Raw genomic sequence first — 22249 nt, 5'->3', positions numbered from 1 at the left:
CTTATTTAGTTCTTGGTTTCTTTCTGGGTTCGTTGGCATTATAGCCTTCGGTAAAGACGCTCATTGTGGGCGGACGCTGCTTGTTGGTCTTAATCCAGCGACTCCAGCCTGTGGCTTTGTCGAAAGCCGTCTGCTCGTAGGTGTCGGCAAAGGTGCTGGCCCAACGCTGCACGTCATTTACCTCTGTTTCCGCTTCTTCAATATATAGTTCAACCTTGCCGTCGGGTTTGAACACGGCTGACTCGCTGAAGACCCAGCTGCCCTTGTCGTACTGCCAGTTAATCTCTTCATACTGGCCTTCCCAGCCGAGCAGTATCGAGCCGTTGATGCCCTGGGCTCTCAGGTAGGCACAGGTTTGATGAGCCACGAGGCATTCGTTGTCGTAGCAATTCTTCATCTCGAAATACGGAGCTTCCAATTCCGGTGCCTTGGCTGCCAGCATGACGCCATAGATGAACAGGTCGTAGAAAGGCATGTCCCTGTAAACCTTCAGGGCGTTTGCAGTGGCTGTATTGACAGCGCTGCGTTTCTCGTCGCTGCTCTGGTAAACCTGCAGGAGTTTGTCGGTGAACGAACGGACCTTCTGACCGAAAGCGTCGAGACCACGGGTGCGAACGACCGTCATGTCGGTAAACGACTCTACAGTCTCGTCGCCAAAGTTCTTGTCCCATTGCTCAACGCACGCCTTGTTGTATTCCTTCAGTGCGCTCTCGGTATCCTCGTTGCAGCCCGCAAGCTTGTTGGTGAGCACCGTATAGTCGCCACCCCATCCGGGCACCAGAAACGACGAGGCTACGATATAGTCGGTGTAGTCCTTCAGTTCAAACTGATACTCAAAGCAGTTCATCAGGCAGGCATCGAAATATACAACCTGGGGCTTGATGCTGGCGTTGGCGATGGCGTATTTCAGCGCGTTGACGGTGAGCTGCTCTTTCTTGTTGTTGTCGATAAAGAACGACCGAGTAGTGTTTTTGGGGGTATAGGGCAAGTCTTCATTGGGCATATAGCCTGCGCCATGATCGCTCAGCAACAGTATATAGTGTTTGGCAGGACAAGCCTTGGCCGCCCAGTCGATGAAATCAAGCAGAGAGTCGGCAGTGGCGATATGGTCGTTGTTGCAGCCGTGTACGTTGTCGGCTACCATCTGCTGCTCCACAGTTTTCTCGGGATCGACGGTGAATCGGAAGGTGTAACAGCATCTGTTCTGCCATTTCGCAATCCAGGACTTCATTTCCTCCAGATATTCCACGGCCTCGGCCTTCTCTTGCGGGTCGTCAAAGTTATCCGGGTCATAAACCATCAACAGCTGCTCGAATTCTTCCTGACTGCTGAACTTATACTGTACGGCAATCTTCACCTTGTCGTAGCTGGCAGGGTCGGCAGCATAGAACTGCTTGATGTTATTCAAAATGTCGTAGTCCAGATTTCCGCCACCGTATCCATAAAACAGAATAGCATAGTCGGCCATCTCAGACTCGTTAGGATCGATTGAATCGACGGCATTGTCATCGCTGTTGCATGCCATGAAAACACTCGCACCGCAGAACAGCAGTGTAACGGCTATTATCCATTGATACATTCTATTCATATCACGTTATTAATTTATAATTATCTTTTCACCCTGGTAGATATAGATGCCGCGCTGCGTAGGCTGGCCCATAAGGCGACGGCCGTCCAGCGTGTACCACACATCTTCCATCATACTTCTTCCATCAGACATCAGGACGATTCCTGTAACCTGATCCTGAATATAGTCCAGCCCCTTCTTGGCATTGATCTTGCCGTAGCCCCAGCGGGCAGGATTCTTTTCAGTGAACTCATCGTTGTCACACGAATTTGCTAGGACGTCCTTAACGTCGGCCAGTGTGAGCTTTGGATTGGCTTGCAGCCACAGGGCTATGATGCCCGCCGCAGCAGGACAGGCCATCGACGTGCCACTCATGCTTACGTAGGGGTAGCCCTGCCACGTCATCGTTTCGATGTAGGTAGGAGCGACGCCATTCACGACATCGCTGTACTGGTTTCCCGCCGACACCACATTGACGCCCGGGGCGCAGACGGTTGGCTGTGTGACACCGTTGAACATCTTGCCATAGCTGCTGAAATAGGCGATGTCGCCCAGGGTGTACGTTTCTGACTGGTCTTGATCCTCGTTACCTTGTTCGTTAGCACGATTGGTGGTATTGGCGCACCATGCTCCCACGCTGATGACATCGGGAGTGCTGGCCCAGTCATTGGCAGAAATGACATCGTCGCCGGTGATATAGCCCTCACCCACGTATGGGACGAACTTGTAGGTGTCCTGCCACAGGTCAACGGCAGTGCCGGATGAGCCTGCCACGGTGATGGTCAGGGCATAATATGCACCATCCTTGGCCTTCGCGCAGTAACCGTAGGGAATGATGGTCAGCTCCTGTCGGCCACTATCCAGCGTGCGGATGGCCAGGTACACCTTCCCTCTGAAATATTTCTCCACTTCAGGGTAGTCGGCCGAGTTGATGGTCACCATCTGGTCGGGTCCGCCCAGGGTGCCTGTGACGGCCGGCGATGACCAGATGTAATCCAGGATTGCCTTCTTGCTGTCGGTAGCCACCATGTTTAAGCGCAGGCTTATCTCACCACCCTGTCCGGGACGGGTGTAGCCTCTGACCTCGTTGGAGAATTTCGTGTAGAAGGGATAGTCGGGGTCGGCATCTTCTGGTTCGTACGTGGTAGGAAATGCCAACAGACCGACGCTGAACGACGGCTTGTCCTCAGCAAACTGATAGTAGACATGACAGCCGCTTCCACCCTCGTTACTACTGGCAAACACAGGAATGGCGGTCTTGGAGAGGGCTGAGACGGCTTCGGGCACGGTGCCGGTTCCGTCGTGAGGTCCCATGTGACTGCCAAGGCTGGCACTCAGCACCATGGGCTGGTCGCTCTGTTGGGCGTAGGCATTGGCAAAAGCCAGATGTTGTTCTAAAATCTGATGGGTTTGGGCATCCTGAGTGAGGTCGGGGTCCTGTAGTGTTTCGCTCTCTGCAGTAATGCCTGTATCGGTGTCCACGTCGTCCTCAGTGAAGAGAGTGCCCAAGGCCAGATATACAATGTCGGCATTGGGAGCCATGCCACCAAAGCCCTGCGGCGAAAGCGAGCCGGCAGCGATGCCTGTGGTATGACCGCCGTGGGCCGCGAGCTTGGTGTCATAGACCAGTTTGGAGATAAGCTCAGGCGTGTCGAACACGCTGCCCGGAAACTCAATGGTGCCGGCCACGGGGTCGTCGTACACGAACTTGCGGCCTTTATCCGATATCGTATTGTAAACGCACTTGATGCGGGAGCGCCCCTGGGCATCCTTGTAGGCTGGGTGGTTGAAGTCAATGCCCATGTCCATCACGCACACCGTCACGCCTTTACCCGTAAAGGGCGAGGGCACCGTGGGATGACTGCCGTTGAGGAGGTTGACGCCCGTCACCTCGCGTGACACATCGGTCTTCAGCTCCCCCTTATGGCCTACGTCCACGCGGAGTATGCCGTCCATCTGAGCGATGGCCTCTACCTTGTCGAGTGGTACCTGCACGATGGCCTGCTGCCCGATGCGTCCCCTGATGGTCACGCCCTGTTCTCTCATACGGGCGTAGGTGTCAGCAGCATGCTCGTCTGCCACTTTGACGACGAGCGTCATCACGGGCTGCTGTGCGGGCGACAGTCTCTTCCCGTCCACCGCCATACGCTCAACCTTGGTTTTCTGCTCCGCCACGCGAATCATTGCGTCGGTAGTCAGCACACCTTGTGCCTCAATTCCCAGTGCATACACGAACATAATGGTAGCAACCAACACCCATTTCAACATTTTCTTCATACCTTTATTTATTACATTGTTGTTAATAATATATCGAAAACTATAGTTTAGCTTGGCTATTGACTGGGTGCAAAGGTAATAAAAAAAATGAGATTTAATTCAACTTTCTGAAATTCTTGGACGATATTTCAACCGAAGGTCAAAACTCGAAGAGCTAAAACATCATCAGAGGGGTTTTTCCCGGTTTTTGTGTAATAAGCATATTATTGATCATTTTATTTTCATTTTAAGGCTAAAAATGCCTTTTTTGATCGGTTTATTTGGACTTAAAAGGCCGAAAAAAGCAACATGGAAAATCTTAACGATTTATCCATGCTGCTTATTTTCAATTAGTTACGCTAAATCAGCGCGTGATTAAATGATCAATACTCATCCTCGTCGAAAACTTGGTCTTCTATTGATTATCAGCAACTTACGCTCAAATTAACTATTTTTAGCCAAGCAAAACGCACTATCTGAGGCGATGAAAGGCGATTGGTTGGGTGGCTGGACAAACAAATTATGCACATATTTATCTACAATCATTTCATGATGATGCCGTCTTTATTCCAATAATTTGGGATTTGTCTATCTATTTATCCAATGTCTTTAACCATTCGGCACATTCATCCGCAAGAACAGCAATAAGTTTCATGTAGTATGTATTCAACTCTGCTGTTGTCTTCTTATTCAGTCCTGCCATATTATGCTGTAAAGACAGGAGAATTCGAAGCATGCTGCGGGTAAACTGTTCGTCATCAAAATAACTGATGAGTGCAACGATATGCTTGTAAGGACAAAGGCGATGTCCACACTCCCAGGCGTTGTATGTAGCCTGCGATATGTCAAGGGAAAAAGCAATCTGTTCTTGTGTTACACCTTTTCGCTGCCGGGCTTGCAAAAGTGCGGAAGAGAAATCATATAGCATATTCATTTTGCGCCTCCTTTCAGATAATAGGGCATAAACTCATCCGGTTCGTTTACACTGATTGCTATAGGCATACCCTTTGTGCGATAAATAAGGAATGACTTCTTTGCATTTGTTACATAAGAGCGATATGTGCCAATTCCTTTTGTACGGAACCACCCAATATATCCAAATACGCCTCCCACGCCCAACAAGCGGATGGTATTGGTAGCACCTAATAGTGGTTTATCCTCACTCGCTCTATATGGTCTATGTTTTCGTAAGGGATTCGTATAGTTCTGAGAAGAGTACGAATACCTATCCCCTCATCATCAGCAATGATATACATAGGGAAGATGAGGAAACACGAGAGACAAGCAGCAATTAAAACTGTAGATACGATAATTGCACCTGTGACGTTTATTCCCTTAGAGACATAGTACATTTCGGTTAATACACCGAGAACCATCGCCAAGATGAAAATGGCGGTAATCCACTTCACCGATTTACTTTGCGAACATTCATAAATTGTTTTCATACCTATTATGTTTAGATGTTTATAAATCGGTTGCAAAGTTACTAGTCAATTCTCAATATCCCTATCAGTTTTGCTGATAAGATTTATCAGTTTTGCTGATAATACGCTAAGTGATTTGCTTCTCCATTCTCTACAATCTTTATTAGTCCGAGTCCAAGCATCAAAGACGTTCCTATAAATAATATCAAAGCAGCAGCCCATAAGATTCCACGCTGATACTTCTTAAAGAAGTAAGCGATTGCAAACAATAAGCCCGACAACCCTAATGCTAAAAAGTAATTTGTAGCATGCTCAACTAATTTTGGACAACAATTCTTCTGGGGTTATGTCCTGATACAAAGAAACGCCAAACCATTTCTTCCCCAAATCTTTGAGCGATGCACCAAAATGATAGACCTTATCATCAATTATCAGCCATCTGTCATGGCTCATTCGGAACACATTAACAGGGATTGGATCATATTGCGCATCATGACGCTGAATAGCCAATTGCATTGCAGCGTCAATCCTCGCAGTATAGATACATGCCGTAACCCCATGTGCTCGCTGGTCAAGCATCGTCAAAATTTCCTCGTTGATGTAGTTATCAATAAGGATGATTCTATGCTCTGCACGCTTTACGAGTTGCATCACCAATTTAAAAGCATCGAAAACCTGACCGTCAAAGAACACTCCTTCATTCGGCAATCCTGGTGTCTTAACAATCATGTCAAATTTCTGGTCATGCTCCTGAAGATGGGACTCTACAGCAGAAAGGCGTTCATTCTGTTCCTCCATACGTACATCTATCTGACGCTGCATGGCTACCATCTGTTGGTGGAAGGCATATCCTCGGAGCAAGTATTCTTTCAGAGTTCTATTAGCCCACTGACGAAACATGATACCCCTTTTGGTATTGACACGAAAGCCCACAGATATAATCGCGTCCAAATTGTAATAGGTCAACGTTCTATTGACCATTCTATTACCTTCTTTTCGAACTGTTCGGAAATTCCGAACGGTTGCTTTCTGTTCAAGTTCCCCTTGGTCATATATATTTCTAATATGCTCACTCACGTTAGCCTTACTTGATTGAAATAGGTCAACCATCTGCTGCTGAGTTAACCAAACAGTTTCGTCCTCCAACCTAACTTCAAGGCGCATGGTGCTATCTGGCTGATAAAAGATTACCTCGCCTTGCATTTCATTAACAGGTACTATTTCGTTTGCCATCTTATCAATCGTTTTGAGCATGCAAAATTACACATTATTTCTGATATTGGGTCAGAAAAGTTCCAATTTCGTCAAATCGCCACTCAACTTGTTCAATTCATAAGAAAGGGTTTCCGGCAGGAAGTGCGCATACACCTTCTCCGTTATATCAGTACTGCTATGACCTAATAGGCGGCTAACAACAGACATTGACAGTCCTTTGTTCAAGGCTAAAACCGCAAAAGAATGCCTCGCAAAAGTACTAACTTTTAGACAAACAAACTATATCTTTGATGTTATTTTTGCAATTTAGGCAAACAAATCGGACTATTTTAGACCATAAAGCACCAGCGAGACAAACAGTTCTTGTTTATCTCGCTGGTGCTTAGCAGTTTAGGCCCAGAGCCTATTAATACTCATCCTCGTTGATATGTAGCGACGTTGTTGAAAACCAAGCAGTTGTACTAACCGCTTCATTTATTGAGCGTTTTATTTGGACTAAAAAGTCCGTAAAAGGCTAGGTAATACCATTATCACAGCCAAAGTGGTTGCTGTCTCCAGTCTCTTGGAAAGCCCATCTGCTTTAGACTTACACTTGGATAAGCATCGATAAGTCTCAACAACTTCTCTTTGATTTGACTATTGGGTGTGATGCTTTGCTCCAAATATAATAGCGTACATAGTTGGGCATATAGTTTCATTGGACGGACATACTGCACATCTACCCAATTAAGGGGAAGTCTTTGCGGCATTTGTGGCATTGCAGGGTAACGGCGATTCCATGTACGAGCATGATGAGCACAACAGTTTCTAAGTACGGTGATACTACGCATCCAACTTTCCATATAACGGTATTGGGGAAGTCCGAAACTCTTGGCAACCATCTTCTTTACCTCCACATCCTTCATGTTACCATACAACTTAGAGAGCGTACCAAACGATACAACTTCCAAAGTTTTCCATACTGGTGGCATAGACGGAGTGTCGTATTTGATAAAATGCTCTTGCAGGAACTCTTCTTTTGAGCGATCCAATTCTACCTGAATGTTGTCAAGACAAGTCTGATAGATACTATAGTTATTAAACTTAGTTGCATCCATAAACCAGAATGCCCCATGAGCCAAAGAAAAAAAGTGTATAATTCTTGTCCGAAGTGCGACTTCTATATCTTGTATGGCTGTAAAAATGATGGAACGAAGTTCTTTGTCAAATGCGTATAACGAAATTACATCTTCGAGTTGAGTTCCAGGAACAAGTCGGTGTGTAACATCATCAGTTTCAAAAACTTTCCAATAGTTTGCCAAACGGAAATAGCTGATAGACTCTAATTGTCTAAGAGCGGCATTTTCGTTATTGACAATCATCCCACGCTGCTTCAGTAAAGCCAACTGGTCTGGTATGTCTATGGGCTGTTTGCTGTATCTCATAACTATAAAAATGACGAAGTCCCGCCGTGGTACGCATTGTTAAGAGGCGTGGCGGGAACTGTTGTTGCAAAGGTAGACATTTATTTCCAATTATCCAAACTTTTATAGTTTAAAGTGCATTTCGAGCATCAAAAACGACATTTCCCGACTTGTTTCTCAAACCTCTCCATGATTTGCATGAGATCCTGCGGAAGATAATATTCAAAGCGATTCATCAATTCTTCATCTTCAGATGTAGTCTTGGCCGCATAGATTGAGCATGCAATGGCGGCAATGGTGTCGGAGTCACCTCCGATGGAGATAGCATTACGAACACAATCCTCCAACGATGTGCTTTCGAGGAAGGCAATAATAGCTTCTGGCACACTTCCTTGGCAACTGACATCAAATGAATAGCTGGGACGTATTTCGTCCAATGTTCTACCCAAGTTGTAACCATACTTCATAGGAATTGTGCGCTGAATCTCACGTTTTGCAGTTTCCAAGTCTGCTGCCTCTCGCCGGATAAACACACATTCAGCTACAGCTAATGCACCTTTTACGCCCTCAGGGTGGTTATGGGTGACACTTGCCGTAATCCTTGCCAGTTCCAAAGCGTCCTCTAAAGTACTAGCATATAGTGCTACCGGACTAACGCGCATGGCAGATCCATTGCCCCAACTATTGTACGGTTGAGGGCTCTTAGACAACAGCCATTCCCTGAATCTCTCGCCGTAACCAGCACCGAGGTCATTTTTACCCAGTTCCTGCATACACTGAACTAAATACTTCTCGGAATGTGATGAGTCTTCGAGAAGCCACTTTGCTACCGCCAGTGTCATCACACTATCATCCGTATAACGAGTTCCAGACTTCTCCAATCGAAAATCTTTCGTTTTTACATTATTCCATTCATAAGTACTACCTACGATATCTCCAAATACAGCTCCAAGCATAATAATTATAATTTTTTACTTTAATTAATCATCATAGCCAATGCAGCAATCCATATTGATGCCTCTTTATTCCTGTACGAATTTTTCGCACTGATTATGTTCTGCGTGTAATTGCATAGCGTAAAAGCAAAGTACTATGCAAAGATATAGAACTTTCTCCATACCACCTAATCTTTAACGTAATGATTATGCTTAATCTTCTTCCTCAAACATTTTATTTACAAATTTGACAATTGAGTTATATATACTGTTTTCAGAGGAAGTTTCGTTATAATCGTTTTGATTATTATCTTCTTCATAGCAATCATCATCATCTTCATCATTATAATATGGTTGTTCATAATCTGTATTGGCAACATACTTTTCTTCATCGTCATCAACATCCAATGCATCGACCTGTTGATAAGAATTTGTCATGTTGTTTTCGTCGATAATAGATGTATTTACCTCACTACGATAAGATTCTATTTCACGAATTGTTTCCGAAAGAGATATACCTGTTTGAGCCTTCTGCATAATGTAGTCTAGTTTCTTATAATCATTCAATGCCAAAGCTGCTCTACATCCATATATACGAGGAAAGTCTGTAAAAGGGATTATCGATACAGATCCTCTTTCATGATTTAAGAGGGGAATTACACCCTGGTTGAAACACACAAGGTCTCCAAAGTAAATTATCATTTGACTAAGATATAGTTTTGCAGCTTTTCCAAACCTTTGAATATGTTCATCACTTGCTTCAGCTAATTTTATGAATTTCTCTGTAAAGCTAACATACTTTTGTGTAAAAGAAGAAATGATGTCCTGTGTACTGTTTTTGATTGTGTCAATTTCTTTACGAAGTGCATTCTCATCTGTCTCTTTGATACCACTGATGGATTCGTTCTCTTTTCTTTCATGGAAATAAGACATTGCTTCTATTTGCCGTTTGTACCCCGAAACAATTAGCAATTGAATCGTAAATGATATAAAAGCAAAAGTGCCTGAAAAAGCCCACTGTTCGCCGCCATTGAAAGCAACTTCACTTATTATATACATCGAAGGTAGTGCAAACACGGAGCCTATGATGGCTACAATTTTTATCAATTTCGAAATATCCCAGCTGTCATTTTCTTCTAGAGAAGAAACGCCTAAACGGCTTATAAGACTAACACCAAGACCTACTGCGATTGAAAAAAACACGCCTATTATTTCAGCTGTACCAGAAAGCGCAGGAGACAGATTTACTATTTTTGACGTAACTATCGGAAATAGAGCAAGATACGCAAAAAAGCAGTCTAAAACTGGTAACAGATAATATGCAAAGCGGCGAAGCTTCATTTTACGTGATATTGATTCGTCCATCTTTTTATATGGATATATTTCATCTGCTGTAGCATAAAAAAGTTCTGCCTCTTTCATTTTTTGAGGTAACTCTTTTTCTAACTTAATTTGGCTACGTTGCAATTCCTGACCATCTTTGATCATCATCATATATAATTTTTGCACTTCATTGCATAACGCATTTATGTTCTTCTGAGATTCTGTTTTCATTTTATTATTATCTCTATTTCTTCGTTCCTCTTCAATGGCCTCATTTTGGGCCTGTTGTTCTTTGCGTTTATTGAGAATTGCATCATATTCCTCAATACTTTTCCTGCGTGACAGGGTATAAACTGTAGCATTCATAGCATTTATTGTTTAAAATAGTGAGAATTGTTCTTAACTGAAAATGTAATTATATACTTGTTTTAGAGTGACGTACTCCTTAGACACATATTCTTGATAATGATGTTTTGCAGTGTTTGAGTTTACAATAATCAGTTCAGTGTTAGTATCTAACTTGTCCAGCTCTTTGCTAACATTATCGCAACCATCGGATATAAGGATTATGTATGATTTTATTCCCTCTTGTGTACTGGCTCTCAGTAATTTGTTTGCTTGATTGATGGCTCCTGTAACATCTGATCCATTCTTTTGTAATGCAACAGCATCGGAGTATGCGGATTCGACAATAGTCATACACTCAGACGAAAAATCTCCAAGAGCATCCATCAAACGACAATCATAAGCTTCTTTTTTGTCAATATCTGCTTTTTCCTGTTTTTTATAGTCGACCATCTTCATGTAACCAGGTTTTTCACCATGAGTAATGGGCTTATCTTCCATCCACTCAAAAGCAGCTATGTGATTGTTGTCACAATCTTTGTCAATATAAGTTACATAAAGGAAGCCCTTTCCATTTTCAGAAATTGCTCTTGCGAAGCTCAATATTTCATCCGCAGAGAGTTTTGGTACACAATTTTCTTCCGTTAGGCGGTCTGTACCATCAAGAACCAAACAGATATTGTAATGTTTGTCATCCTGAATGACATCATGTGACTCTTTTAATGGTGAATTACAACTATGTATTATAGTTATAAACATCATAACCTTTGTTATCAGTAGATACTTTTTCATAATTGTTGTTTTTTAATGTTTACTAATTTTCCACTTTTGTTTAATGATCTCATAAAAACTATCTAAAGCCTATATGATTCATGTATTGAGTTTGTCTTGAGGCTGGTTCCATATATTTTCGACTTTCTTCATATAGTCTTAATTCTTTTGGGTTTACTGATGGTCCTTCCTCCTTTATAGTCTGTTCTATAAGTTCCTGGGTAATAATTGAGTCTTCGCAAAATGCGCGGCATGCAACCTCATCACAAATTTGTTTTATATCTGATGAAATGTATCCAGCAGAGGTTAGTTTACTTAATTTGGCATAGTCAACAGGTTCTTCTAAAGGTCTATCTTTAAGATATTTCTTAAAAATCTCAGCTCTAGTTTGCTCGTCTGGCAAAGGAAAATAAATTCTTTTGTCGAACCGTCCACTGCGCAAAATGGCACTATCCATCATATGAGGCCTATTGGTAGTTCCAATTACAAAGATTCCACGACGGCCGCAATCATTCAATTCCGACAGAAATGCATTTGTTTCTTCTGCTACTTTCGTGTTATCTCTATCGTTACGGTTTGGGACCATTGTTTCGATCTCATCAAGGATCAATACGATAGGAGCATAATATTCCGCTTGCTCAAACATTTGGCGTATCAAGCTTTGACTTCCATGAACCAAAGTAGAAGCGAGATCTGGTGCATTAACTATAGCGTGATTTAATTTTGCCTCTGCAGCGCACATTTTTGCACAGTAAGTTTTTCCACATCCAGGAGGCCCATAAAACAAACAACCATTCGGAATAAAGAGATTATATCTCCGGGCTTTTTCTGGATTCTGAACAATAGCAAGAAAATGCTCACGAAAATATTTTTTCTGCTCATCCAAGCCAACAATATCATCTAGTCCACCTTCTTCCGCAGTATGAACATCTAGTCTAAACTCTACTGTATTATTTTGAGGAAAAAGTCCATTAAAATCTGGAATAAAATCGTTTAAATCGTCTAAAGAGTCCTGTGTTTCTTCTTCCTGATGTCCCTCACAAAAAGTATCTGTAAGTTTTTCATATTCCTCCGCAGTATCTCCAATCGCCTGATAACGGACATTTTGGTCTAATGCTAATCCTTTTTCGAAAAAGCCCTGAAAAGCTGGATGTATTTTTTCAATATCTAGATTTTTTCTTTCCTTAAGCTTATTAATAATATAATTCAAGCCTTCTTTAGAAGTGAGCAGTTCTTCAGGAACTCTTCCTATGTATGGTAATTCTCCTGTCATAAGTCTGTAGGTAATAGCAAATATTGCATAAGATGAGCATGCGGTATTCCACTTTTCTCCCTCAAGGTATTCGATTGGATAGTATGCATACGATGTAGATTGTGTATCAGAACTTTCTATATTTACATCTGTTATTCCGCTATACCAATTGTCGTTAATAGATATCCTGTTAGGAGAAATACCTTCTAATAGCATATTTTCTTCTTCTGTTTCCTTTAAACAGAGCTGTGCTATTTGCCCCAAAAACTGTAGTGAATGCTCTTTGGGCAAATAAGGAAATTCCTTTAAAAGTTGACTTAAGCGTACCATAACCTTTCCCTCCATTAAATTTAAACTGACTTACTTTATAAAATTCCCGTTCTTGTCAATTAGACACCCCATTCTTGAATCTATATATTCACAGAAGAACACCTCTTTTGATTTAGCCGTAATATCAGAATAAAGGGCGGGAGTCAATCTCACGAAGTCGGAAGACATCAATCCGTAATTTCCATTCACATCTTCATACTTTAACAAATCTGTAGATACTTCTTCAGTGAAAGTGTCTCCGTCACTATCCGTCTCTTCTTGAAAATAGGTAATATTCTCCACTGAGCCATAGATCCATGTTGAGGGTTCAGATGAGATTATCCTTCCATTAGCAGACACATGATATATTGTATCATTAGATATGGCCATTGCAATACCACATCTAAACTGTCCAGCATGCTCATATGAATGCTCATTAATAAATGTGAGAGTATTCAAATTTACATAACGATATTTGCCTCTATGTACTTTCACAATTCCTATAGTATCACCATCTTCACATTCGAGAGTCAAGCATCCTTCTAATATTCGACGATTGGGCATAGGCTTAACAAAACAGTCGTTTTCTGGATCATAATAATAACCACGTTCGCCGACTTCAATCAGGCCCTCTGTACTTAACCAGCGGTCATATCCCATTGTCATCCAGTAATATGCACAATAGAGAAATAAAATAACGAGGAGAAGACCTCCCACTGCATAAAAGAAGCCGAAGGTTGCATCTTTTACAATGTCAAACCAATCTTGTGCTCCTTTCTCTGAATTTTCTTGCTCTGTTTCATGAACTTGCTCAAATTCATTCTCCTGTACCTCTGAGGAGGTTTTGTCTTGCGTTTCCATTTTTGTAAATCTTTTAATTAAACACTGTTCGGATTATTGTATAATTTCCGGTGCAAATATATGATGATTTCTTTTATAGCTTACTCTCCTGCAACCTTGAAATAGTTAGTTTTCAAGGTTGAAGAAACAAAGCAGGCTTGAGATTATCTCCCAAGCCTGTTTCTTTTAACTCTGCTTTAACTTATTCTGCTGAGCATTGACAAACATAACGGTCATTAAGTGCCGATGTTGTCGACCAGTTAGATTCTGCAATCAAAGCAAAACCATTATTCACTGGTGTCATCTGTAAATTAGATTTTTGTAATACCTGCATAATTAAAAAATTTGAGTTATAGATAATGATGATTTATGATATAGCATGTCAATATAGAAATCCATGCTTTGTTTTTCATCAATACATAGATGTTTACCATGATTGATCCGATAGCGTCTACAGCCTCCATTGCACATTGGAAGGACTTTGCATGTTCTACATTCCGAGTCGTTTAGTATACTCGTTTTGCGGTAATTCTCATATTCTACTTTTTTCTCATCAAGAATACCATCGATTACATTTCCCACTGCATATTGAGGGGCGTATTCGTGTACGCACATGTATATATTTCCCAATGGGTCAATGTTGTAATAACCTTGGGAATCAGCTTCGCAATGTGAGAATCTGAATTGGTGCTTGTCATACTGGTCATCTACCATGAATCCTTTCTCAATTGCTTTCATTTGAAGCTGATATATACCCTTGTATGGATTCTCACCTTTTTCCTTTTGTGAATAGTTCTGCCAGTTACTTGCTCCATTTGCATAGACCCAACGGAAGAACACTGAAATATAGTTCCGGTATGGCCATAAATCATTTAGTAGAGAGTCTATTGTATGATAGTTGTTGTCTGACACATTAACTCTTATGCGAAGCAGAGATTGTGGATTGGAATCGCAGAATAGAGAAACATTTTCCAGCAACTGATCATAGGTTCCCCTACCACTACGAAGGAATTTCTGTGCGTCATGTGCTTTCTTGTCACCATCAAAGGTGATTTGAACATTGTAGATTTCACATTGCTGTAACAATTCTATCACCTTAGGACTATTCATTAAGACTCCGTTTGTTGTGATTGAAGCTGCATATTTTACTCCAAGTTCCTTACACTTGGTAATCATCTGCTCAGACATCCGCTTTATAATGTCTTGATACAGCAAGGGCTCCCCCCCAAACCAATCAACGGATAATGCCTTATAATTCGGCAACTGTTTCCCTATCCATTTTAAGATATCTATCTCTGTTTGACGAGACATCTTTACTTTGGACTTCCGTTCAAAGCAGTATGGACATGCACAGTTACACGACAAAGTCGGTATTATTGTCAATGACAATACTTCAGATTGTGAATTTGCTTTCAGATATGCTTCTTCATAACATGTTAGTTCATCCAAATTTGCGGGCACTAGAATGTGATTGTCTATTAATTCCTTTTTACAAATGTCCGACATTTGCCCATTCTCTATGGTCTTCATTTCCTTTTCTTCGAAGACCAAGAGGCTTTTATACAAGGTATTATATACGACCGTCCTCCCCGTGTCGTAAGTCTGGAAATAATTATAATAGGATAATTTATATCCAGATAATGAGATGTTCGGATTAATTATCTGTATTTTCTTCATGTAATAGTGTTTCTTTCAGACAGTCTGGAAGTATTATTGTATTTCGATTTGCGACCTTAATGATTCCCTCTTTTCCGTCAAAAGCATAATAAGAGGCAACTTTTTTTGCATATAATTCATGAACGCGTTTTGTCTCGTGATTAATGAAGGCCTTCTTTATCTTTGATCTTACCGAATCACGATTACAAAGAGGCGAACAAAATGCCTCTACTTTATCTTCATAATAATGTGGCTCTAACAGTTGAGTATCTTTATTAGGGCTAAGTATCTTGTAATACCTTACTAATTCTTCTTTTAATAGCTTTTCACGAGCTTGTGCCTGTTCGTCATTGGGAGCACTACATAAATCTCTATCTTTTACACCTTCTCTATGGTTCCATACCAAGATATAAAAAGCCTGAGCCTGCAGACTGTGTGGAACGAATTCCTCTTCCAAATTACCATTTTTGTCAATAAACCACAAACGATGAGAATCCTCGTCATATTTGAGTATTGGTTCCGTGAAGAACATCTCATATTTTCCTGATAACCATTTTTCATTGGTTTCATAGAATTCTTTGCACTCAACGGCCAGATCCACTTGCCACATTTGACGATATATGGCGGGAATAGAACCTGACCTCTCTGTAACCTCATCTTTAAAGTCATCTGCCAATTTCGCCATATAGCGAATCGCAGTCAAGATTGCTTGTGGGGTACAATCTTCAATATTGAAGGTCATAATCCTCTGGCTAGTGTATTCTTCGTGCCCGCTATCTTGTAACAGAGCACAAGAGATGACACCTTCGAAAGGTGATGTGGCTTCATGATACATTGCAGCTTTACGCTCCAATTCTTTTTGAGCCTCTTCCTCAGATTCGAACGTCTGCAACTTGGGCTGAGGAACATAAAACAATTGAAAACGGCAATATCCACTAGGATAGGTGCTTAATGCAGCATTGATTTTCTTTTGATTCTCCTTGATGTACTCATTAGTTTGAATATCCCAACTACTCTCGTAGTAGACAATGGCATCAATGGGCATAGGAGGCACGGGGCGATTAAAAATCCAACATGAGATTCTTGAAAAATGAGGTTCCATAATTGTAATATTTAAAAGTTTCTGGTGCAAAGATAGATGATTTTTTTAATTTATGAACTAATTTTTTAATTTCTACCTTGAAATGCCTATTTTTTCTTAACATTGTTCTATCAAATCCAAGAAAGGGTCAATATCTTTATTGTAGAAAACCTTTGCAAAGTCTTCACTGATTGACTTACTTACTGTGCGATAGAAGAGAGAAGGTGCATTATTAACACAATAGATAATAGCATTGCCTAACTTATACAATGGTTCATTTTGAGTCACATAGTAAGAACCTTCTATGGCCCCACCAGCATCAGCTGCAGCATCAATGATGAGGCATCCTGGTTTTACCTGCATCAAATGGGATGTTGTCAGAATATGTTGATTTGGTTCATCTACTTCAATACCATTAATAATAATATCGTAATCATCGATGCTCTCATAGAACTCTGACATAGTCTTGCGGTAGAACATTCTTATATCTGCACCCCATTTCGCTATCATTTCAAAAGCACCTTGCGCTACATTTCCTGAAGACAGTATGGCGACTCGAGTATTAGCGTTTGGGTACAAACCATAACTCATCAGTGCATGCGTAACTGCAGCCCTGCCAGCATAAACGCTATTATCACGAATAAAGTTCGGACGGATAAATGGAATCTTATATGCCTTTCCATTATAATATACAGATGGATAAATATTATCTAAATCTATCATCACCAATCCTTTTGGCTCTGCTATATTTTTCATAAATTCTCGTCCAGAGCCAGTCGGATGAGTCCAACCTGCAATAATCTGTCCTTCTCGAATTTTATCATAGTCGCATGGTTGTATGAGTTTCAAAGAGAATATGATATCGCACTTTGAAAAAATTTCATTCCTGCTCATAAGAGTTGCACCAGCTGCTTCGTATTCTTCATCAGAAATATCCATCGTTGTACCAAATCCACGTTCTATAATAATATCATTAGGGCTTTCTAATACCTGTTGGGGCAATATTGCTACTCGTTTTTCGAATGGAAAATTTGGCGTGACAAATCCTATTTTCATATTCTCCTTGCTTTTGTTTGAGTTATTTTCTTATGCCTTATAGTGGCTTAATCATTAAAACTTGTGCAAAGGAACGAAAATTTTTTAGTTCGTACAAGATTTGCAACCTTGAAAGATGCTATACGATTATAGAACAGTCTTCAGCACAAACATACTTTATCCCATGATTATCAAGCCAACGTACAAGCCAGAAAAGGTCTAATTGTTCTTTGGGAGTTTTATTACAATAACGACATAAAGAACTCTCTATACCCTTGTATGTTTTTACTCTTAAAACTTTCTTCACTTTCTCAACATCAATCATTCCGTAAATAGCGGTATATTCCTGCTTATTGATAGTATAGCTTATTCGTACCTCCATTTTCTTCATCCAAATCAAAATCAATAGGCTTTTATACTCAATTTGAAAATTGTTGGTATATGAATATAGTGAGAACGAGTATGGCTCATCGCCAGCTATTGCTTGTACGTCTTCTTGGAGCGACACCATATCTATTCCTATAGGATTTGAGCGTGGTCTTGGATGATTAGGACATGAAGAATGACGAACAACAGGAAAGCGAAGCGGTACGGTGTTTTTGCCTCTTGTGATGTCTTGAGTTGCGAAGCAACGATTGGTGATGCCAGGGTTTGTGCAAGAGCAAGCTCTTAAGCACAAAACTCTGACTTCAGCACGAAGGCTCGCAGAGCCAGGACATCAGAAGAGGTGTTATTTAGGCATTTGTTAAACTACCGAAACATTAATCAATAAAATAAAGAAATGGTTTTGAATATTTTTTTTATTGCTGTCCGATAAAAACTGAAAAAACGCTGAAATCGGCTTATAAGTAACTGATAATCAGTACCTGGACAGGCAAAATTTAAAAAGTAAGCCCCCTATGTGCCAATTCAACGTTATAGACGCAAAATCTCCTCTTCGAAGCATTTTATGTCTCAAATACAAGAATTTAAGCTCGAAAATCAGCATTTTAGAGCCAAATTTGATAGATTCAAGCCCCACGATGGGGATTCTAAATTTCTGACTCATTGGTATTTATTTTTTATCGGACAGCAATAATTTTTTATACTTTTACGTTATCATTTACACTCGTACAACTCAATGATGGCACAGTTTACATTGGCGTTAATATTGAGACGCATTAAAAATAAGCATGTTTTATGGATTATAATGCACTTTTGCCTTTGGAAATGTTAGACTTGAGTTTCTTACGCTCCTTTTATGTGAGTTTTACGGTGTATTTTCTCTTTGATATAGCTAAATTCATGTAATTGAATTAAAGCTATAAAGGTACGAAAAATTATTAACACAAGCAATCAATTTAACTGAAATTCAACAACTCTTAAATCATTTCTTTGCCCATAATGGAATAGCCCTACATCATAGCCTCCTACAATGACGAGAGGTCTCACTTGAGCATCGTGAATCACTCCATCAGTGGTGCACAGTCAAAGCCCTCAAAGCGAGTCAAAGCGATTCACAGCAGCAAATTTGGAAAAATCTATAGGAGAATGCAGATTTTAGAGAAAAATTAGTACCTTTCCTCTATAAAACCGAAATAAATTATCTCGCCAGAGTAACTAAAATCAGGGATATTGTCAATAAGAACACACGAGATTACGCCACAAGCCGTTATCTGACCTGTGTATCAAAGTGATACTTTCCTCTGCGAGTTCTACTCAGGCTGGGTTCCATCGCCAGCCATGCCGTTGGTTAATTTGTAGACGGGGTCTTAGCGCCACCACAAAGGTAATAGCCTTGCCATAGCTGGTATTCGTGTCAATATCTATTTTGCAACATTACATTCAGAAAAGTCTTGATAGATGACATTTTTACTAAGAATATGCCATGCGCAGACAAGCAGTTTTCTTGCAATAGCAATCTGCACTTTCATCTTTCCTTTCTTTCTGACTTGTGTCTGATGATAGGAGAAACGGCTGAAGAAACAGCCTTTAGTCCGACTTGCTGCCCATGAGCATTCAACAATAGTTCTTCTGAGATATCTGTTCCCATGTGTGATTCGTTTAGACTTGACGACTTTGTTTGACTCGTCATTTCTCGGTTTCAAGCCGCTCCACGAGGCGAGATGGTTTGCTATCTCAAATATGCTCATATCCGTGCCGATTTCCGCAATCAACGATGTGGCAGCCCTAAGTTTGACTCCAGGTATTGTCTGTAGGTTCCTTAATTGATCTGTGTATTCCTGCTCACATATCTCTTGCATTTTGTCCATGCATTCCTGCTTATGCTTTTCGGCAACGTCAATTTCTTCACGAATCTGTCTCATCATATCGGAGTCCGCTTGTGTGATGACGCCTGTCAGAGCTGCAATGATTGTCTTCCGCCCATGACTATTAATGATACGCCCGTGGATTTCCTCCACAAGTACCTTGGGGTCGGTTATGCCCTCAGATATACGAGCAACGACTTCTTTATAGCTCTTGCTGTCAGTGTTCGATACATAATTACTAAGTCGGATGTTACACCGCTGCATGACTGCATCCAATTTGGAAAGCTTGCGGTTTATCTCGTCATCAAGGTCGTAAATACGGCGATCATACTGCCTAAGTTGCTGGATACGCTCAGGCGGCACATAGCTACCCCGAACCAAATCTTTGAGCATGCACTCTGCAATCCATTGAGCATCTTTAACGTCACTCTTATGACCAGGCAGCTGTTTAATAAAGTAGGGATTAACAAGTTTCAACTTGAAATGAGGCTCAAGGACTCTCCAAATAGGAATCCAATAGACACTTGTGCTCTCCATACCAACCTCCTGAACGTGATGTTTGAGCATCACGCATTTTCGCCAGTTGGAATGTTAATACACCAAAAACTTTCTCAACAATCTCGCCCGTGCTGCTCAAAATACAAAGATATACACTATCTTTGTGCACGTTAAGGCCACATACGATTCTCATAAGCCGGTACAATTTGAGGATTAAACAATAATAATACCTCTTCAAAGATAAGAATAATTGTGCTTCGAGCACTCAATTAGGACAAAGAATTGCATGTGTGCCTTGATTTTCACCCGATTCGAGAGAATTTATTTCAGTTTTTTATCTTGACTGGCTTATAATTCGAGATTTTTATATACATTTGTAGCGTATTAAACAATAGAAATATATTTAGAGTTATTTGAAAAATGGAAAAAATATCACAGTCCACGGGCATCAGCTCACAAAGAATTCTATTTCAGAGGCAACAAACTTCAATCGATTCAAATATGAATTCGGTCTCAGCTTCCCAAAGACATAACCATTGCCATAACAAACAGGAGAAAAGGAAAAAAATGTCTGAGACGATCTTGGGATTTGATGCTAATAGCATTGGTGCAAGCAGCTTCATTGTCACTAACATTAAGCCTTTATTCGATGCCCTAATTGCAGCAGGGAGCGTAAAACAAGACTATTGGGGATTTTACCACTCGGTTTATATCCATCTGAAAGGCGGATCTTTTGTAATGACACTCCTTACACCTGGCAATGTTATTATTGATGTACTTAAACTAATAGCCAATATTGCCACCGATGTGACATTATTAGGATTGTGCGGTTCCCTTAATCCAAACTATCCTGTAGCAACTATTGTTGTCCCTCAATTTGTAACAAACAGCAATGATCCCATGCAAAAAACAGTACTCAATCAAAATTGCAACACAGGCCTTTGTGTCTGTCAGGTTGATGGCTTAGTTCAAACCGATAATTTCTATAAACAGCTGGAAAAAGTTGGCGTTGACTTCGTTGATATGGAGTCTTTTTTCCTGAAGGAACAACTGCCCAAAATGTCACTAAAAACGATTTCGGTTGTTTCCGACATGCCACTCATTTCGCCATTCTACAAATTCAACCCCATTAATATTGACATTGAAGCAATAATATCAAGCTTATGACTACCCCCATTATACCTTATATTAAAAACCTAGAGCTGACTTCGTATTGCAACCTCAATTGTCCAATCTGCGTAGAAAAGACATGGAAACGCGAACATCTCAGCCTTGAATTACTCGAGACCATACTTTCGAAAAACAAGGAGGTATTTGAAGGTCAATCTATATGGCTCCATTATCGAGGAGATCCCTTATTATATCCGCAACTTGATATAGCGCTTGACATGTTTGAGACTTACCATGTACGTACAAGGCTTTCTACAAACGGAGTCCTTCTTACACCTCAAAAAATAGATATGCTTCTCCATTCTCCGTTAGAGGGTCTTGTGGTCTCTGTCATAACTGATGATGCTGAAATGTACAAGCAACTTCGTGGCTCTGACAAGTATGAAACTGTGAGAGCTCATGTGGACAATCTCATTTTAGCACATCAGGCTTTAGGTAGCCACACGAAAATACAAGTGATGGGGCTAAACTACGGACAAGGAGTATCCAAAATTGAAGCATTTGTTAAACACTACAACAATTTGGGAGTGGAAGTTGCCATTCACCGATTCTCCGACAGGATAAACCAATCGAGATATAATCCTGATATGAAGAAACCGATTGTTTCGAAAAGGTTGCCTTGCAAATGGGTCTTCAATGACATAATCATTCTTAGCGACTGTAGTGTCACCACCTGCTATTTCGACTTGGCTACAAGGAATATTTTATGTAACCTCCGAGATTATGACTATTCTATTCTTGAAGTATGGAATAGCGAGACATACCAACGCATACGTGCCGAACACAACAGCCTCCATTTTAAGGGCGCATGCAAAGATTGTTGCGATTGGGTTTACGAGCATCCAGATATAGACAAAGAGATTAACACATTTGTTAGAATATATCCGACAAAACATGTCTGAAAACACCATTTTTAAACA

Annotated in this window: 17 protein-coding genes and 2 pseudogenes; 2 read left to right on the top strand and 17 right to left on the bottom strand. The window is 40.8% G+C overall.

Translation table 11 applies throughout. The annotated features are described in order from the left end of the window. Nucleotide 1: 1 nt before the first annotated feature. The 17 genes and pseudogenes from M1L52_RS06005 to M1L52_RS05930 all read right to left on the bottom strand — a co-directional run bounded on the left by M1L52_RS06005 (nt 2) and on the right by M1L52_RS05930 (nt 20352). Nucleotides 2–1588, bottom strand: coding sequence for a clostripain-related cysteine peptidase (locus M1L52_RS06005; protein WP_248614027.1), 1587 nt, complete (start codon nt 1586–1588; stop codon nt 2–4). 9 nt (nt 1589–1597) lie between these two features. After that, nucleotides 1598–3844, bottom strand: a complete 2247-nt coding sequence (locus M1L52_RS06000; protein WP_248614026.1) for a S8 family serine peptidase — start codon at nt 3842–3844, stop codon at nt 1598–1600. Between the two features lie 571 nt (nt 3845–4415). Further along, nucleotides 4416–4757: a helix-turn-helix domain-containing protein gene (locus M1L52_RS05995; protein WP_248614025.1), complete on the bottom strand. Its 342-nt coding sequence runs from the start codon at nt 4755–4757 to the stop codon at nt 4416–4418. Continuing rightward, the gene (locus tag M1L52_RS16525; protein ID WP_410896776.1) at nt 4754–4951 is read right to left on the bottom strand and encodes a PH domain-containing protein; all 198 of its coding nucleotides are present in this window, start codon (nt 4949–4951) and stop codon (nt 4754–4756) included. Before M1L52_RS16525 ends, M1L52_RS05995 begins: the two co-directional genes overlap by 4 nt. A gap of 14 nt (nt 4952–4965) precedes the next feature. Further along, a complete protein-coding gene (locus M1L52_RS05990; protein WP_248614024.1) occupies nt 4966–5268 on the bottom strand; it encodes a PH domain-containing protein in 303 nt (100 codons plus the stop codon). A gap of 291 nt (nt 5269–5559) precedes the next feature. Continuing rightward, a complete protein-coding gene (locus tag M1L52_RS05985) occupies nt 5560–6480 on the bottom strand; it encodes a virulence RhuM family protein (RefSeq protein ID WP_410896768.1) in 921 nt (306 codons plus the stop codon). 51 nt (nt 6481–6531) lie between these two features. Further along, nucleotides 6532–6714: pseudogene (locus tag M1L52_RS05980) on the bottom strand (recombinase); the annotation flags it as partial. Nucleotides 6715–6992: 278 nt separating this feature from the next. Beyond that, entirely contained in the window at nt 6993–7823 is an 831-nt protein-coding gene (locus M1L52_RS05975; RefSeq protein WP_248614581.1) for an Abi family protein, read from the bottom strand. Nucleotides 7824–8014: 191 nt separating this feature from the next. Then, nucleotides 8015–8821: an ADP-ribosylglycohydrolase family protein gene (locus tag M1L52_RS05970; protein ID WP_248614023.1), complete on the bottom strand. Its 807-nt coding sequence runs from the start codon at nt 8819–8821 to the stop codon at nt 8015–8017. Nucleotides 8822–9013: 192 nt separating this feature from the next. Continuing rightward, nucleotides 9014–10489 (bottom strand): hypothetical protein, encoded by a 1476-nt coding sequence (locus M1L52_RS05965; protein ID WP_248614022.1) that lies wholly within the window; start codon nt 10487–10489, stop codon nt 9014–9016. Nucleotides 10490–10522: 33 nt separating this feature from the next. Continuing rightward, a complete protein-coding gene (locus tag M1L52_RS05960) occupies nt 10523–11260 on the bottom strand; it encodes a hypothetical protein (protein ID WP_248614021.1) in 738 nt (245 codons plus the stop codon). Nucleotides 11261–11318: 58 nt separating this feature from the next. Then, a complete protein-coding gene (locus tag M1L52_RS05955) occupies nt 11319–12821 on the bottom strand; it encodes an ATP-binding protein (RefSeq protein ID WP_248614020.1) in 1503 nt (500 codons plus the stop codon). 30 nt (nt 12822–12851) lie between these two features. Next, nucleotides 12852–13661 (bottom strand): hypothetical protein, encoded by an 810-nt coding sequence (locus tag M1L52_RS05950; RefSeq protein ID WP_248614019.1) that lies wholly within the window; start codon nt 13659–13661, stop codon nt 12852–12854. A 315-nt stretch (nt 13662–13976) separates the two neighbouring features. Next, the gene (locus M1L52_RS05945; RefSeq protein WP_248614018.1) at nt 13977–15317 is read right to left on the bottom strand and encodes a radical SAM/SPASM domain-containing protein; all 1341 of its coding nucleotides are present in this window, start codon (nt 15315–15317) and stop codon (nt 13977–13979) included. Beyond that, a complete protein-coding gene (locus tag M1L52_RS05940) occupies nt 15295–16398 on the bottom strand; it encodes a hypothetical protein (RefSeq protein WP_248614017.1) in 1104 nt (367 codons plus the stop codon). Before M1L52_RS05940 ends, M1L52_RS05945 begins: the two co-directional genes overlap by 23 nt. A gap of 96 nt (nt 16399–16494) precedes the next feature. Then, a complete protein-coding gene (locus M1L52_RS05935) occupies nt 16495–17433 on the bottom strand; it encodes a hypothetical protein (protein WP_248614016.1) in 939 nt (312 codons plus the stop codon). A gap of 1784 nt (nt 17434–19217) precedes the next feature. Then, nucleotides 19218–20352: pseudogene (locus M1L52_RS05930) on the bottom strand (IS110 family transposase). Nucleotides 20353–20579: 227 nt separating this feature from the next. On the opposite strand from M1L52_RS05930, the gene M1L52_RS05925 reads away from it, so the two are divergent. Continuing rightward, nucleotides 20580–21326: a hypothetical protein gene (locus M1L52_RS05925; RefSeq protein ID WP_248614015.1), complete on the top strand. Its 747-nt coding sequence runs from the start codon at nt 20580–20582 to the stop codon at nt 21324–21326. Beyond that, nucleotides 21323–22231 carry a radical SAM/SPASM domain-containing protein gene (locus M1L52_RS05920; protein ID WP_248614014.1) on the top strand — a complete coding sequence of 303 codons (909 nt, stop codon included), beginning with the start codon at nt 21323–21325 and terminating at the stop codon, nt 22229–22231. Before M1L52_RS05925 ends, M1L52_RS05920 begins: the two co-directional genes overlap by 4 nt. Nucleotides 22232–22249: the final 18 nt, after the last annotated feature.

The organism is Prevotella sp. E13-27 (assembly GCF_023217965.1).
In the GTDB taxonomy this organism is placed as follows: Bacteria; Bacteroidota; Bacteroidia; order Bacteroidales; family Bacteroidaceae; genus Prevotella.
Note: the sequence above shows the minus strand (reverse complement) of the source record. Positions and strands in the feature narration are given on the sequence as shown.

Bases quoted from the DNA above. Each gene is read 5' to 3' on its own strand.
- M1L52_RS06005 (WP_248614027.1), bottom strand. From the start codon at position 1,588: ATGAATAGAATGTATCAATGGATAATAGCCGTTACACTGCTGTTCTGC.
- M1L52_RS06000 (WP_248614026.1), bottom strand. From the start codon at position 3,844: ATGAAGAAAATGTTGAAATGGGTGTTGGTTGCTACCATTATGTTCGTG.
- M1L52_RS05995 (WP_248614025.1), bottom strand. From the start codon at position 4,757: ATGAATATGCTATATGATTTCTCTTCCGCACTTTTGCAAGCCCGGCAG.
- M1L52_RS05990 (WP_248614024.1), bottom strand. From the start codon at position 5,268: ATGAAAACAATTTATGAATGTTCGCAAAGTAAATCGGTGAAGTGGATT.
- M1L52_RS05985 (WP_410896768.1), bottom strand. From the start codon at position 6,480: ATGGCAAACGAAATAGTACCTGTTAATGAAATGCAAGGCGAGGTAATC.
- M1L52_RS05975 (WP_248614581.1), bottom strand. From the start codon at position 7,823: ATGATTGTCAATAACGAAAATGCCGCTCTTAGACAATTAGAGTCTATC.
- M1L52_RS05970 (WP_248614023.1), bottom strand. From the start codon at position 8,821: ATGCTTGGAGCTGTATTTGGAGATATCGTAGGTAGTACTTATGAATGG.
- M1L52_RS05965 (WP_248614022.1), bottom strand. From the start codon at position 10,489: ATGAATGCTACAGTTTATACCCTGTCACGCAGGAAAAGTATTGAGGAA.
- M1L52_RS05960 (WP_248614021.1), bottom strand. From the start codon at position 11,260: ATGAAAAAGTATCTACTGATAACAAAGGTTATGATGTTTATAACTATA.
- M1L52_RS05955 (WP_248614020.1), bottom strand. From the start codon at position 12,821: ATGGTACGCTTAAGTCAACTTTTAAAGGAATTTCCTTATTTGCCCAAA.
- M1L52_RS05950 (WP_248614019.1), bottom strand. From the start codon at position 13,661: ATGGAAACGCAAGACAAAACCTCCTCAGAGGTACAGGAGAATGAATTT.
- M1L52_RS05945 (WP_248614018.1), bottom strand. From the start codon at position 15,317: ATGAAGAAAATACAGATAATTAATCCGAACATCTCATTATCTGGATAT.
- M1L52_RS05940 (WP_248614017.1), bottom strand. From the start codon at position 16,398: ATGGAACCTCATTTTTCAAGAATCTCATGTTGGATTTTTAATCGCCCC.
- M1L52_RS05935 (WP_248614016.1), bottom strand. From the start codon at position 17,433: ATGAAAATAGGATTTGTCACGCCAAATTTTCCATTCGAAAAACGAGTA.
- M1L52_RS05925 (WP_248614015.1), top strand. From the start codon at position 20,580: ATGGAAAAAATATCACAGTCCACGGGCATCAGCTCACAAAGAATTCTA.
- M1L52_RS05920 (WP_248614014.1), top strand. From the start codon at position 21,323: ATGACTACCCCCATTATACCTTATATTAAAAACCTAGAGCTGACTTCG.